The sequence below is a fragment of the Acidovorax sp. genome (assembly GCF_046294525.1).
Lineage (GTDB): Bacteria > Pseudomonadota > Gammaproteobacteria > Burkholderiales > Burkholderiaceae_C > Acidovorax.
In genome coordinates this window covers 32,064-46,313 of sequence record NZ_JBKBKQ010000033.1, presented here as the reverse complement: position 1 = coordinate 46,313, position 14,250 = coordinate 32,064, and the positions used below count along the sequence as shown (strand labels likewise).

Sequence of the window (14,250 nt, the reverse complement as noted above, 5' to 3'; positions counted from 1 at the left end):
CTTGCGCGTGCGCTTGGTGGTGTTGCTCAGGCCCAGGCTGCTTTGCTTCATGTGCCTATTGTCTCGGCTTCAAGCATTCGTCGGCACATGACGCAGGGGATTCGTGAAGAGGGTCCCTAGGTGTCATATTTGCTGGAAACAGGTCTTTTTTCCCACTTTGCTGGGCGGTTTTGCCTGTTACCGTGTGGCGATCAAGAACGTGAACCATGTCAACTTTTGTCTTTCTAGCACTTGGAAGGCTTACAGGTTTGGGGCGATTTACCTGCTGTCCGCAATCTCTTGCCCACCCCCAAGGATCAATCCAGCTAATCGGGTTAGGCGCATACTGGTACAGGTTGATGCCACCGCCGAGCGCAATCGGATCCGGCGTCGTAAACGCCCCCAGGTCCGCGTCGTAGTACCGGAACGTGTTGTAGTGCAGCCCCGTCTCTCTGTCCAGGTACTGCCCCTGCATCCGCAGGTTCTGCTGAAGCTGCACGGTCTGGCTGGCTGACTGCTGCAGTGGCCGCTGAACAGGTCTTCCTGTCTCGTCGTAGCTCTGCCATTCCTCCCGAACCGTGCTGCCCCACGTGCTGTATTGCGCTGTCCACACCAGGTGGCCGTTGTTGTCGCTCAACTCTTCCGGCAGGCCGTTGGGCTGGGTGTGGAAGTAGTACACCTGCGTTGCCTGCGTCGTTGGAGTTGCGGCTGCGGCTGGGGTCTTTGCGTCCGCTCTGGCCAAGCCATCGGTGGGCCCATCGTTCGCAGCCGCCCCAACGTTGAACCGGTCGCTCCAGCCCGGGTTGGTCGTGGGCACGCTGGCCTGCTTGCCTTGTGTATTGTCTGATCCTCCGCCCAGCGCATGCGCCGCCGCAGCGTGTGGCTCTATGCCGCCACTTCCGTCGATGCGCGCCAGGGGTACGTAGCTGCCCGGCTCGTAGATGTAGGTGCTGGTGTGCTGGCCCCTGCTTTCCTGCAGCAGCCGCATGCCTTCCCAAGTGAACACGGTAGTGCCAAAGCTGTCTGTCTTGGCGACGCGCCTGCCCAAGGCGTCGTATTGGTAGCTGAAGACCTGGCTTTGGGGTTGGTCGTCTTTGCCTGCGCGCACTACCGCCACCTGGATCAGTTGGTGATGGTGGTTGTAGCGGTAGTGCTGTTCGGTGTGGCTGCCTATGCGTTTTCTGATCAGGCGGCTAAAGCCGTCGTAGTCGTAGCGTTTGTCCTGCAGGACTTTGACGCGGTTGTTGGACCCCCACTTCACTTGCTGAAGTGGGCCTTCTCTTCTCAGGTCGCCGATGCGCTCACGACTTCCGCCGGTGCTTTCCCATATGCGCGGTAAGAACTTGCGCCTCTACGGCGTGCACCATTCACTCCGTTGAGCAATTTTTTTGCCGCAGAAATCTGTTTTCGCGCACCAAATTTTATCAACTCAGCATAACCAAGATATTTTGAATCTAAGGCCAGAATTAAGGAGTCATGCAATTCATTTCCTGCAGATGTTTTTAAAGATAAATTTTTAACATAAAAATTTCTTCCTTGAAAATTTAATTCGATTAATATTTCAGATTCCTCATCCGAAATGTATAAAGCGTTAAAATCCTCTGAAAAATAGAAATTTTCTTGCGCCACCTCAAGGTCAGTTCTTCTCGTTAGGTATTTAATTTTTCGACGACCTGCAAACTTCAAAAAATGTCCGGCAAGCACGAAATTTCGCTTTCTGTCAAAAATTATCTCAAGACATGAGCCAGAATATCGTCTAGTATCGCGGACCAGTTCATTATCGACCATGCAAATAACATAGTAAGCATTTTCTATGTCGACACTTAGGCTTCCTGGAGAAAATAATTTTGACCTATATGCAGTCGATACATTTTCCACCAGCGAAAGCATTTCGTTATTTAGCGACACGGATTTGTTCCTGCTGTGTGATGTTGTCTAGCTATATCTCGCACCCTGGCCATTTCGCTAGCGCGATTTCCATTTGGATTGTTATCAACACCCATTTGTGCAATTTTCGACACTCGGTCCACTTGTTTCGGATCGTCCAGATGTTTCGCAACAGCCTCTTGGACCTTGGCCCACTGTTTTTCATTGAGATTTCGGGTGGCACCATCTTCGCGGGTCAAAATTAATCCCGTTCCACTTGCATTGGGAATGAACCCCACATGTCCACCACCATTGGGCAGGCCTGGGCCGTGAACGTTAACGTGTGCCCCTCGACTCACAGTATCGCGACCGGCAGTCTGGCCAGACACGTCATATCCCTTCGCCGCCCACCCCCATGGATCGATCCAGAAGATCGGATTGGGCGCATATTGGTGTAAGTTAATGCCTCCTTGGAGCCCAATCGGATCCGGCGTAGTAAACGCCCCCAGGTCCGCGTCGTAGTACCGGAACGTGTTGTAGTGCAGCCCCGTCTCTCTGTCCAGGTACTGCCCCTGCATCCGCAGGTTCTGCTGAAGCTGCACTGTCTGATTGGCTGAGTGCTGCTGCGGTTGCTGGACAGGTCTTCCCGCTTCGTCGTAGCTCTGCCATTCCTCCCGGACTGTGTTGCCCCATGTGCTGTATTGCGCTGTCCACACCAGGTGGCCGTTGTTGTCGCTCAGCTCTTCCGGTAGGCCGTTGGGCTGGGTGTGGAAGTAATAGATCTGCGCTGCCTGCGCGGTTGGAGTTGCGGCTGCGGCTGTGGTCTTTGCGTCCGCTCTGGCCAAGCCATCGGTGGGCCCATCGTTCGCAGCCGCCCCCACGTTGAACCGGTCGCTCCAGCCCGGGTTGGTCGTGGGCACGCTGGCTTGCTTGCCTTGTGCATTGTCTGATGCCCCGCCCAGCGCATGCGCCGCTGCAGCGTGGGGCTTTATGCCGCCACTTCCGTCGATGCGCGCCAGTGGCACGTAGCTGCCCGGCTCGTAAACATAGGTGGTGGTGCGCTGGCCTCGGCTTTCTTGCAGCAGTCGCATGCCTTCCCAGGTGAAGTGCGTGGTGCCGAAGCTGTCTGTCTTGGCGATGCGCCTGCCCAGTGCGTCGTACTGGTAGCTGAAAACCTGGTTTTGGGGCTGGCCGTCTTTGCCTGCGCGCACTACCGCCACCTGGGTCAGTTGGTGCTGGTGGTTGTAGCGGTAGTGTTGTTCGGTGTGGCTGCCTATGCGTTTTCTGATCAGGCGGCCAAAGCCGTCGTAGTCGTAGCGCTTGTCCTGCAGCACTTTGACGCGGTTGTTTTGCACCCAGCCTCTGCCCTGGGTGCTGAGGTTGCTTTCTTCCAGCGAGCTGATGCGGTTGCCGGCCAGGTCGTAGTGGAAGTGTTCGTTGCACCCAGATTGCGCTGCATGATTTTAGGTGATCCTTCCAATGCAATTTAATTCGTACTTAACAGATTTCTGTATTTTGTGAAAATTTCCAGCGCTTGCTCATCACCATCGACTAAACGCTCATAAAGCTCAATATTCTCCGCCCATTCTTTAAAAATCAGAAATGATTGAAACCCGCCAATCAACTTTCTATCCACCATTAGTTTCCAACATTGCGGCAAACTATCATCAATCACCGCAAAATATTTATAACAAACCGGCTTTGGATAAGAGTCATCATCATATTCATATATGTAATAGAAGGGAATGCTTTTCCAAAAAACCACTGCTTGGACAACATATTCTCTGCCGATTTGAATATTTTCATAAACACTCGAAAATGCGAAGCCCATTAAATTTTCTTCGAAAAATATATCGTCAATTTTTTGAGTGATTGCCTTGACTTTCATATTTTTAAGCTATCTGGGTGCGTCGCCAGAGGAGATTCTTGGTTCAGTTTTTTTAGCATAATTTCCGATGCTATCAGAGGTTCTTGCCTTGAATTTAAAGTCCGCAGTCTTCCCCGTTTGAGGATTCCGTACATAGTGAACGACCGAATCCCGCCCATCTGCGGATTTAACCTTGTATTCCCATTTCTCCCATCCTTTATATCGCTCATTCTTCATGTTATCCATGATTTTTGTGCCGGCTCCTTTCTTGGCGGCCTCCATGGTCATGCGATCTTGAATGGACGACGGTGTTTTTACCCTAGGGTCCTTATCGAATCTCCCAGTCTGATCATTTCTATAACGATCGGACTTTGGACAGTAGCTCCACCCCCAAGGATCAATCCAGCTATTCGGGTTGGGTGCGTACTGGTGCAGGTTCAATCCGCCCGCCAGCCCAATCGGATCCGGCGTAGTAAACGCCCCCAAGTCCGCGTCGTAGTACCGGAACGTGTTGTAGTGCAGCCCCGTCTCTCTGTCCAGGTACTGCCCCTGCATCCGCAGGTTCTGCTGAAGCTGCACTGTCTGATTGGCTGAGTGCTGCTGCGGTTGCTGGACAGGTCTTCCCGCTTCGTCGTAGCTCTGCCATTCCTCCCGGACTGTGTTGCCCCATGTGCTGTATTGCGCTGTCCACACCAGGTGGCCGTTGTTGTCGCTCAACTCTTCCGGCAGGCCGTTGGGCTGGGTGTGGAAGTAATAGACCTGCGCTGTTTGCGCCCCTGTTACTGCGGCCTTTGCGTCAGCTCTTCCAGGGGTATGGGTTGGCCCATCGTTGGCTGCAGTTGCAATGTTGAACCTGTCGCTCCAGCCGGGGTTGGTGGGAGGCACGCTTCCCTGCTTGCCTTGTTCCGCGTCTGCGCCCAGGGCATGCGCCCCCGCCGGGTGCGACTCTACGCTGCCGCTTCCATCAATACGTGCTAGAGGCACGTAGCTGCCCGGCTCGTAAACATAGGTGGTGGTGCGCTGGCCCCGGCTTTCTTGCAGCAGCCGCATCCTTTCCCAAGTGAACACCGTGGTGCCGAAGCTGTCTGTCTTGGCAATGCGCCTGCCCAAGGCGTCGTATTGGTAGCTGAAGACCTGGCTTTGGGGTTGGCCGTCTTTGCCTGCGCGTACCACCGCCACTTGGGTCAGTTGGTGCTGGTGGTTGTAGCGGTAGTGCTGTTCGGTGTGGCTGCCGATGCGTTTTCTGATCAGACGGCCAAAGCCGTCGTAGTCGTAGCGCTTGTCCTGCAGCACTTTGACGCGGTTGTTTTGCACCCAGCCTCGGCCCTGGGTGCTGAGGTTGCTTTCTTCCAGCGAGCTGATGCGGTTGCCGGCCAGGTCGTAGTGGAAGTGTTCGTTGCGCTCGGGCTGGGTTGCCAGCGTATGCGTGATGCGACCGGCCTGGTCGTATTGGTGGCGGGTTTGGCCTTGCTGGCTGTGTTCTACGCTGGTGAGTTCGCCGTTCTTGTCGTAGCCGTAGCGTTTGAGCAGGGTGTCTTCGGGGTTGCGGCGCTGCAGGCGTTGGGTCCAGTCGGCGCTTTGGGGGCTCCAACCTGCGCTGGCGTGTTGGTCGTTGCCGATGCCGTGGCCCACGCGCAGCATGGCAGGGCGCACCCAGGTGGCGGCTTTGCGGCCGGCGGGGTCGTAGGCGAAACGGCTGGCCAGGCGGCCCTGCGTGCGCAGCACCTCGCGGTGCAGGTGGTCGCGTTCGATGTCGGCCAGCACGGCGCCGTCCAGGTTGATCTGGTGCAGGTGGCCGCTGCCGTAGTACAGGTGGTTGAGGGTGCGGCCGTCGGGCAGTTGGGTTGCGGTGCGGTTGCCCAAGGCGTCGTATTGGTACTGCAACGTGCTGCTGTGCAGGCGGCCTTGCACCGTGTGCTCGGCCTCTTCCTTCAGCACCTGGCCCAGTGCGTCGTACTGCCATGTCTGGCGGGATTGCACTTCACCCTGCGCGCTGAATTGCTGGGCGTGCAAGATGTGGCCGGTGGGGCCGTAGCTGTAGGCCAGCCGCGCTTGCAGCACGGGCGGTGCGGCATGGGGCGTTCCGGTCGCGACGCCGGGGGTGAAGATGTTTTTTTCTATGAGCTGGCCTACCGCATCGCGCACCAGTTGGGTGTGGATGGGCTGCACCTCGCTATGACCCGGCACCGCGTCGCCCTGCCCCATGGGCATCGGGTGCTCGGTGACGCCGATGACCTGGCCCGCAGCGTCGTAGTGCAGCACTTGGCGTGTGCCATCGATGCGGGTCTCTGTGACTAGGCGGTCGGCTGTGTCGTAGGTGAACTGGTAGGCCTGGCGGTTTTCGTTGATCAGAGCGGACAGGCGCCTTGCTGTGTCGTAGCCCAGCTGGATATTGCTGCTCAGGCTGCCGACAGTTTTGCTGCGCCCGGTGAGTTGGCCTCGCTGGTTGTAGCTGTAGCTGGTGCTGTGACCCAGCGCGTCAACGGCCAGGACGCATTGGCCCGCAGCGTCGTAACTGTATCGGTACTCGGCTCCATCGGGCAGTGTCAGCCTCAATAGCCGGCCTTTTGGGTCATGCTGCAGCGCGGTGCGATGCCCCATGGCGTCAATCTCGCACTCGAGAAAGCCGTACTTGTCATACTCAAAGCGGGTCGTCTTGCCGCTGCAATCGGTGTACTCGGTCAGCAGCGACCGGCTGTCCCAACGAAGCTGCTTGCGTCCTCCATGTGCGTCGGTTATCACCACAGGCAGGCCTTGGGGATTGTTCGCGTATTGGGTAATGCTCTCCTGAGGATCAATCTCAGCCGTTAGGTTGCCAGCATCGTCATATCGGTAAGTCCAAGCAGCCCCGGCAGCGTCCGATGTCGAGATCAGCAGGCTTGCGGGTGCTGGGCTCCAGCGCCATCTTTGGACACGTCCCAAGGGGTCGGTCTCCGCAACCAGATTGCCCGCGTCGTCATAGCTGTAAGTGGTAGTGCGACCCAAAGGGTCCACATGGCTCAGCAGATGCTTGGTCTCACTCCAAGTCTGGACCGTCACTGAACCCAAAGCGTCCGCGTGGCGCGTAAGTTCATAGTCGCTGTTCCATTCCCACTGAAGAGTCCGCGATAAAGAATCCTTTGCGGTCGTTGTTCCACCGCCGTCTGCATGGAACTGGTAGGTGAACACGTATTCTTCGCCATCGTCGGTCCAGTGCCGCACGACGCGAGCATGCGGCCCGGGGCGGGCGCCCATCGGATACTCGAACTCAGCCCACTCGTAGTAGCACGTCAGGCCCGTGGGTAGCTGATGGCTCACTAACCTGCCGCCGGCATAGGCGAACCTGCGGCTGATTTGCCCCGAGCGGTCTTGCACCTGCGCCAAACCACCGGAGCTGTCATGCTCATAACGCACCAGCACGTGCGGCGTTTCTCCTTCTGCGCCGCCGCGAAGAACTACTTGCCGCAGTCGATTCGTACCGTCCGCATATTGCAGCTCTAACAAGCGCCCCGCACTATCGGCCATGTGCGTAAAACGCCCCATATCGTCGTAGCGCAGGGAGTGGTAATTTCCGTTGTGATCTTCCACCCGCAGCAGACTGAGAACCCGTGGACGCCCGGGGTGGACTTGTGCAAACCATTGGTATCGCCCATCAGCGGTAACCACAACATATTCGCCGCCGGGCGTGCGTTGCACTCCAATGCCCTCGGCCACACTGAACGTACCCCCTCCAGGCACGGGCGCATCGAAGGTGATATCCCGACCATCTGCGTCAAAAAAAACCACCTGCTCCTGCCCCTGGGCTCCATGGCCAAGGTGCAGTTCCATGGAGTACGGGGTACTCCATCCCTCGCCAAGCATGCCCCCAGGGCGCAGATCAAGGCTGTTGTAAACACGCTGCCACACCACAGGAAGCGCACCTGGCAAAACGAAGTCGAGGTCCTCTTCACCCGCCAACAACTTGGCGCCCGTAGCGATATGAACGGGGTTGCTCAGGATTGCTGGTATCGCCATGGCTGCACCGACTGCGGCCTGTCCTGCCTTTATCAGACATTCGGCGCTCTTGATCAGGGCCTTCGGGTCCTTCACCAAATTCCAAAGACATTTCGCGTTCTGGCGCAGGTTGCGCAGTTGCACCACAAACAATGCTGCCCGCAAGAACGGATTCACCTCGCTATCGAAGTCGCGGACGGTCTCCGGTTCTCCTCCGATAAAAACGTTGGGAGATCCCTCATGAATGGTTGCCCCGCACACCACCTTGTCGCCCTTGCGAGCAGCCAGTGCCGCGTTGATGACGGTTTTTTTAGGCCCTACAGCCGCGCCCTGAGCAATCAAGTTGACGGGAGTGACCGTGTGCTTGCCGCAGACCACCTCATCAAGCGGTACAGCGTTGGTTGCTCTGGCAGCCGGTATGCGGTTGACAAAGACATCCGCAGAGCCTGTGGCAATCTCCCCGGTAACCTCCCAGGTTTCGGGTACCAACCAATCCGCAATTTCTTCGCCAATAGAGCCCCCCGCGTATGCAACCGCAGCAGATGCCAACGCGCCCGTCAGCACTACTGCACCCGCAAGGATCGGTGCGGCAAGCCCACCCGTGGCGACCGTGCCCACTGCCGCCACCCCCGCTGCGACACCCGCTGCGATCGTGCCGGCACATAGAGCCCCCAATGCAGCCGCACCGGCGGCGATACCGACAACCTTAGCCAGCAGGCGAGCGTTCGCATTGCTGTGGGCGATTGGGTCGCCCAGGCGGGCAGCGGGTGGGAACTGACTCATGGGAAGAGTGCCACTTAACAAGCGCCGCCGGGCAAAGGCTGGCGGATGAGGGGTTACAGAAGGGCCAAGGGGCCACGAACGTCCAGAACGTCACCCGCTTGGGAATGAGCCCACCAGAGGAGGTGTTGAACTACTGGCTGCGAGGCTGAAAGCTGGCGCAGATGGAAGTCCACTGCTTCTTTTGCGCCTCGGTGATCGGGACCGTGGACGCGGCCGTCAAGACGAGAACCCGGGCGCGATCTGGCAAGAGCCATGTACGTTGCCGCTGATAGATGGTTTGTCCGTTTTGCTTGAATTGCTGAGCGAACTCCACGGCGGTCGCTTCTGCACTGTCTGGCAACTTCAGCACGTGCCGTTCTGCGATTTGGTAGTCACTCACCTGCAGAGAGACTGCTTTGGCCTGTCTCTCTACGAATTGCTCAAACGTCTCTCCCGGCTCCAGGCGATCACGGGTCATGATCAGACTCAAGTCAAGTCCGCTGTGCCCTGTCATCAGCATGTTCATACTGTTATCAAGGACACCATTCGGCAAAGTAAAAACGCCTTCGTTGATATGGAACTGCATATGTGGCTTCAAGAAGATATGTGGGCAGGGTTCATCCAAGCAGCCCCTAACAATTGAGCTGAATGGGCGCCCCATGAACGTCGAGCAGTTCGCTGAGCTTGATCAAGCCGTTCTTGCCCTTGATCACCACCTCACCCTTGTCGGTGAGCTTGAGTGAAGCAACTCCTTCACCCTCGCCAATCGTCAGCGTGATGCTCTCGCCCGCCTGCAAGCGGATGTGCTTGGCCGCCTTGACGAGGACCGAATCCTTGGTGGCCTGGATGTTGACGTTCTGGTCTCCAACGACGGTGGCGGTGTCCTGCTTGGAGGCGAGCGTGATGTTTTGCTGCGCCGTGAGGTTCATGTTGCCGGTCTGCGCCTCAGAGGCCACGTCCCCTTTTGCCACCGTGTTGCGCTGCCCACCTTCCGACACGTGGGTGAGCATGCCGCCTTTGGCAAGCTGTGTGAGTTGTGCCCCCGTGGACAAGGTGATGTGATCCTTGGCATGCATGGATGCACTTTGCCCGGAGCTGATCACGATGGGCTTTGGGCTGATCATCGAGTGGCCTTCAGGGCTCACGATGGAAACCACGGGTTTACTGATGTCCTTGGACAGCTCGCGCAGGGCCTGCGACTGCGGCATGGCCGGATCTGTGTTGGTGGGCATTAGCGTCTCAGCGCCACCTCCGCCTCCCCCCCCTCCGCCGCCGGCAAGCGCTGCAATGGCGGCTGCCGCCTTTGACAGCGTTGCCATGGCAGCCTTGCCGCCGGTCATTGCCGCAATCCCGGAGCTCAGCTCCATCATGTGCGAGGTCTTGAGGCCATTGATGGCCTCGATGGCACTGTTCATGGCGGAAACGGCCTCGTTCGCCTCTTCCATCAATGCAGCCGTGTTCGCAAGGCCTGCACCTAAGCCGTCAAACCCATCCGGGTTGTCATGAGCCACCTTCTGCTTGAAGTCCTGCGTGTAAGTCGTGATCAACAACCCCTTGTCCGCCCGGATCGCGCCCCACTCATTCGTGCGCAGCTCAAAGCCATAGCTGCGCTTGGCCTCGGTGCTCTGGTTCATGAGGTAGCCCATGTGCAAATGCGTATTGCCATGGTCGGTAGAGAGCTCGATGTGCTCGATGCCCTTTTGGTCCTCAAACCGCAGCATGTGTTTGCCGCCACCGCCCTTGCTCCAGTTGGTCTGAAAGCCGGACTGCGTCTTGTGCTTGGGCAGTTCCCATGGCGGCATCTGGTCGGCGTTGTAGACGCGGCCGGTGATGATAGGGTAGTCGGGGTCGCCGTTCAGAAAGTCGACGATGACTTCCTGGCCGATGCGGGGCGTGAAGATGCCGCCGTAGCGCGCCCCAGCCCAGGGGTGGGACACGCGGATCCAGCAGCTGGAGTTCTCGTCCATGGCGCCGATGCGGTCCCAGTGGAACTGCACTTTGACGCGACCGTATTTGTCGGTCCAGATTTCTTCACCCGGCGGGCCCACCACCACAGCCGTCTGCGGCCCCAGGCTGCGGGGCTTGGGCGTCACGCGGGGCGGGGTGAAGGGCAGGCTGGTGGGCTGGGCCTTGAGCACAAAACGCTGGATGGAGCCGACCTCTTCCTTGGTGGTTTTGGGCGTGGGCTTGGCCACGCTGCTGACCTCGGGGTTCTCCTGGAAGTGGTATTGCACCGCCGTGATGAGGTACTGCTGGTTCTGGTCGCCGCGGGGGTAGTTCTCCAGGTTGAAGGTGTAGCCGGGCGCCAGCGCGCGGCAGCTGGACTTGCCCTGCACCGCGCTCTGGCGGGTGAGGTTTTCCTGCAGCCGCACCTTTACATAGGTTTCACCGTCGGCATATTCGGTGTAGCCGCCCGGCCATTCGTAGACTTCGTAGCTGTCGTGCGCGTGGCCGGGCGGGTCTTTGCGCATGTTCGACAAATCGGCCTTGGGCTTCTTGAAGTCATAGTCGTCATTAAAGTGCCTGGCCGACTTGATTTCCTCTGCCAATTCCCATGCGTAGACACATTCGCGGTCGGCAATGGCGGCCTTTTCAGGCGGGTAGAAGGGAATGGACGCAGCCCCTGGCAGCGGGCTGTGGGACGCGACAATATCGTCCGCCAAGGTCAGCACATGCTGGCCGGCAGAGTGCTGGTGATAATAATAAATACCCTCATGCTCCATGAGGCGCGACACAAACTGGCAGTCGCTTTCGTTGTATTGAACGCAATAATCCCAGGTGCGATAACTGCGATTGAGTTTTTTATCCAGCGGGTAACCGTATTTACCCAGAACCTCTTCAATGATTTCTGGAACGGTTTTGTTCTGGAATACCTTGAAATCGGTTTTGCGGGTGGCCAGCCACAGCCAGGGGCTCAGGCGCGCCCGGTACGAATACATGCGGTGGTCCTGCCCCTGCATGCCAAACCGGGTGACGATGCCGTCAATGTAGCGCGTGCCGCCGCCCTCGGTTTCCACCACGATGGTGGCGTTTTTGCCCAACAAGGCCTTGGGATCGATGCTTTTGCTCTCACTGAGCAGGTCCACATCCAGCGTGAACAGCTGGCTGATCTCTTCGCTGCCCTGGAGTTGCCTGAATTTGAGCTGGTCGCCCAGGGGGGTTTGAATGGTGACGCGACGTTTCATGTGCTGCTGACTGTCCGGCCGGTTGGTGCAAAGTGGAGCGCATGATAGCGGCGGCCCGGGTATTTTCTGTTGACAGTCAGCGCGATTAATTCAGCAAAATTACCGCAAAAAGTAACATCGGTTACCAATATCGCTGATTGGAGACGCTTTGCAACAACGTGTGAATATCGAGCGATTTATGGGTTATTAGCGTGCGCTCAGCCAATAACCGGTGGGTGCGTAATAACGATCACGCCCAGGACATGACGCTCAGGTAACCCCCCAAGGTCGCAGCCATTGCCCAGAGCCAGACCGCGCCCGCTACAGCGATGAGCATCGCCAAGCGCCGCAAGGAGGCGCGCCATGCAAACAATACCGCCAGCCCCAGCGTGCCCAGGGTGAACGCAGCGGCAGCCACGGCTTGACCATAGGTCGCGGGCTGAAAGCTTGCCTGCAGCGCAGTCATCCACCCCACATAAAACGCACCCAGCGCGCCGGTCAGAGCCATGCTGGCGATGGCCACTGCGGCGCGGCGCGCCAGCGAGGTCCACCCGCGCATGGCGCAGGGAGTGAACAGCCGGCGACCGCTGAGGCTCCACGCGAAGCCGATGTAGAGCCCGGCGGCTCCAATGGCGAAAGCCAGCACATGCGCATACAAGCCGGGGTAAGCGACACCACCCCCTCCACCGCCCCTCGCCGCTTCTTTGAGCAAATAGTAGGCGCCGTCTTCGGCCGGGTACTCCCAGGCATTGAGCCCCACCTTTACCAGCGCAAGGAGCGCGCAAGTCCACAGCAGGTGCCCCAGGGGGCGTACAGACGGCGGGTGCAGGGCGCGCCCGGCCCAGACCAGCGTCACGGCCAATGCCAGCGCAGCCCCGTTCAAAAAAGGCGAAACATCCACGGCCATAGGCCCGAGCATGGGCCGAGCCTCGTTGAGTTCCGCGGTGGTCACAGCGCCAAGCAAGGCGCCGGCCGCAACCAAACCGATGGCAATCAGAGTACGTGTCACTGGCAGCGTCCTTGCCCCAGGACATCGCGGGAAAGGGCAGACAGGCAATGGGGACTCATGGAATGGCCTCCCTCAGGGGGCCGCTGGCGATGTACGCGCTGCCTCCCCTTCCGGCCCGCAGTCCGCCATCTCCGCCTCCACCTTGCGCAGCAAGTCGGCCAGGGTCTTGCCGGGCTCGGGCTGGAAGTGTTCTTCCAGCACCACCAGGTCCACGATGCGGTCGATGCGAAAGCCCCGGAAGTCGCCCCGCAGTTCGCACCAGGCCGACAGCGTCCAGACCTTGCCCCAATAGAAGCAGCCCAGCGGCCGCAGGCGGCGCTGGGTGGGGCGGCCCTGCACGTCCGCGTAGTCGATGTGCACCACATTGCGCGTGTGCACGGCCTCGCGCAGGGCTTGCAGGGTGGTGAGGGCGCGGGGGCCCAGGCCGACGGACGGGGCGTAGAGCGCCTGGGCCTCGGCGGCCACGCGGGCAGCGGGGGGCAACACGGACAGGATCTTGCCCAGGGCGCCTTCCACCTCGCGTGCCAGGCCGGTGTCCAGCCAGGCCTGGGCCAGGCGGGCGGCAGCGACCAGCGCGTTGGCCTCGCCCTGGCTGAACATGAGGGGCGGCAGGTCGAAACCAGCACCCAGGCGGTAGCCCACGCCGGCCTCGCCTTCGATGGGCACGCCCTGGTGCTGCAGGTCGGCCACGTCCCGGTAGATGGTGCGGGCCGACACCTCCAACCGCTCGGCCAGAAAGGCGGCGGTGGACAGTCGCCGCCCGCGGATGAGCTGCACGATCTGGAACAAGCGGTCAGCGCGGCGCATGGTGGGGATGTGAGATTTTTGGTGTTTTTGGGCCCTAGCGCTTGTCCATTAAGCGCTGGCAGCTATCATTTTTGCATGGGTTGCCTTTTGTGCACAGGGCGCACCGTGGTGGCAGCGCCTCGCTGCATGCTTCAGCCCGCATCGCCCGTGATGCCGATGTGAATGGCCACCTGGTCAGGGCCGCTGTAGGCCTCGAAATCTGTGCCAAACCGCCGCTGCACCTGCGGGTTGCGCGCAAAGTAGTCCCAGATGGCGCCCCAGGTGTCGATCACCATTTGCGGCATGGGCCCGCCGCCGGTGAACACGAGATAGGTGCCGGCCAACACGGGCGTTATGCAGATTTTTTCGCCGCCCGCGTCGCCCGCCGTGCTTGCGCCTGCGCCAGGGTCGGTGGCTACGCCGACGGTCACGTCAAAGGCGCCGTGGGCGTCGGACTCATACGCGCTGTAGACGCCGAAGAGGCGCCCGTCATGGCCGGCAGCGGGCAGGTGGCGCTCCCAGCTGTGGCTGAAGAACCGGTCCCATAAGGCGCCGATGCGGGCGGTGGCGGGGTCGCTTTCATCGCTGTTGCGGGTGCGCACAGAAAGGCCGGTGACCTGGAAGGCGTCGATGTGAACAGTGCGAGGACCTGGCGCGGGCTCGGCACCAAGTTGGGCCAGGGGGATGGCAGTGGCGGTGGACGTTTCCATGGGCGTTTCGCTTTCTCTCTCTGTTTTGGGGACTGGGAGAGGGATGCTCGCGCCGTGCTGCTGACAACCTGGTGTCAGCAGCCTGGCACGGCTTGCGCGGTGTCGCCTGTGGCCCACACTGTGCCGGGTGGCGGG

10 protein-coding genes are annotated in these 14,250 nt (G+C 59.4%); all 10 read right to left on the bottom strand.

All coding sequences use genetic code 11. The features are described from left to right. Positions 1–55: 55 nt before the first annotated feature. Complete coding sequence (locus tag ACK4HJ_RS20810) at positions 56–1,240, bottom strand: RHS repeat-associated core domain-containing protein (RefSeq protein ID WP_409835105.1); 1,185 nt, start codon at positions 1,238–1,240, stop codon at positions 56–58. A 23-nt stretch (positions 1,241–1,263) separates the two neighbouring features. Further along, positions 1,264–1,887, bottom strand: a complete 624-nt coding sequence (locus tag ACK4HJ_RS20805) for a hypothetical protein (protein WP_409835103.1) — start codon at positions 1,885–1,887, stop codon at positions 1,264–1,266. Then, positions 1,878–3,200 carry an RHS repeat-associated core domain-containing protein gene (locus ACK4HJ_RS20800; RefSeq protein WP_409835101.1) on the bottom strand — a complete coding sequence of 441 codons (1,323 nt, stop codon included), beginning with the start codon at positions 3,198–3,200 and terminating at the stop codon, positions 1,878–1,880. Before ACK4HJ_RS20800 ends, ACK4HJ_RS20805 begins: the two co-directional genes overlap by 10 nt. Positions 3,201–3,331: 131 nt before the next feature. After that, on the bottom strand, positions 3,332–3,733 hold the full coding sequence (locus ACK4HJ_RS20795) for a hypothetical protein (RefSeq protein WP_409835100.1): 402 nt from the start codon (positions 3,731–3,733) through the stop codon (positions 3,332–3,334). A 9-nt stretch (positions 3,734–3,742) separates the two neighbouring features. Next, positions 3,743–8,467, bottom strand: a complete 4,725-nt coding sequence (locus tag ACK4HJ_RS20790) for an RHS repeat-associated core domain-containing protein (protein WP_409835098.1) — start codon at positions 8,465–8,467, stop codon at positions 3,743–3,745. A 130-nt stretch (positions 8,468–8,597) separates the two neighbouring features. Then, a complete protein-coding gene (locus ACK4HJ_RS20785; RefSeq protein WP_409835096.1) occupies positions 8,598–9,032 on the bottom strand; it encodes a DcrB-related protein in 435 nt (144 codons plus the stop codon). A 46-nt stretch (positions 9,033–9,078) separates the two neighbouring features. Beyond that, positions 9,079–11,631 (bottom strand): type VI secretion system tip protein TssI/VgrG, encoded by a 2,553-nt coding sequence (gene tssI, locus ACK4HJ_RS20780; protein ID WP_409835094.1) that lies wholly within the window; start codon positions 11,629–11,631, stop codon positions 9,079–9,081. Between the two features lie 229 nt (positions 11,632–11,860). Further along, on the bottom strand, positions 11,861–12,619 hold the full coding sequence (locus ACK4HJ_RS20775; RefSeq protein WP_409835092.1) for a hypothetical protein: 759 nt from the start codon (positions 12,617–12,619) through the stop codon (positions 11,861–11,863). A gap of 72 nt (positions 12,620–12,691) precedes the next feature. After that, positions 12,692–13,426, bottom strand: coding sequence for a helix-turn-helix transcriptional regulator (locus ACK4HJ_RS20770; protein ID WP_409835090.1), 735 nt, complete (start codon positions 13,424–13,426; stop codon positions 12,692–12,694). A gap of 131 nt (positions 13,427–13,557) precedes the next feature. Beyond that, complete coding sequence (locus ACK4HJ_RS20765; RefSeq protein ID WP_409835088.1) at positions 13,558–14,115, bottom strand: GyrI-like domain-containing protein; 558 nt, start codon at positions 14,113–14,115, stop codon at positions 13,558–13,560. Between the last annotated feature and the right edge of the window lie 135 nt (positions 14,116–14,250).

Bases quoted from the DNA above. Each gene is read 5' to 3' on its own strand.
- ACK4HJ_RS20795 (WP_409835100.1), bottom strand. From the start codon at position 3,733: ATGAAAGTCAAGGCAATCACTCAAAAAATTGACGATATATTTTTCGAA.
- ACK4HJ_RS20790 (WP_409835098.1), bottom strand. From the start codon at position 8,467: ATGAGTCAGTTCCCACCCGCTGCCCGCCTGGGCGACCCAATCGCCCAC.
- ACK4HJ_RS20785 (WP_409835096.1), bottom strand. From the start codon at position 9,032: ATGCAGTTCCATATCAACGAAGGCGTTTTTACTTTGCCGAATGGTGTC.
- tssI (WP_409835094.1), bottom strand. From the start codon at position 11,631: ATGAAACGTCGCGTCACCATTCAAACCCCCCTGGGCGACCAGCTCAAA.
- ACK4HJ_RS20770 (WP_409835090.1), bottom strand. From the start codon at position 13,426: ATGCGCCGCGCTGACCGCTTGTTCCAGATCGTGCAGCTCATCCGCGGG.
- ACK4HJ_RS20765 (WP_409835088.1), bottom strand. From the start codon at position 14,115: ATGGAAACGTCCACCGCCACTGCCATCCCCCTGGCCCAACTTGGTGCC.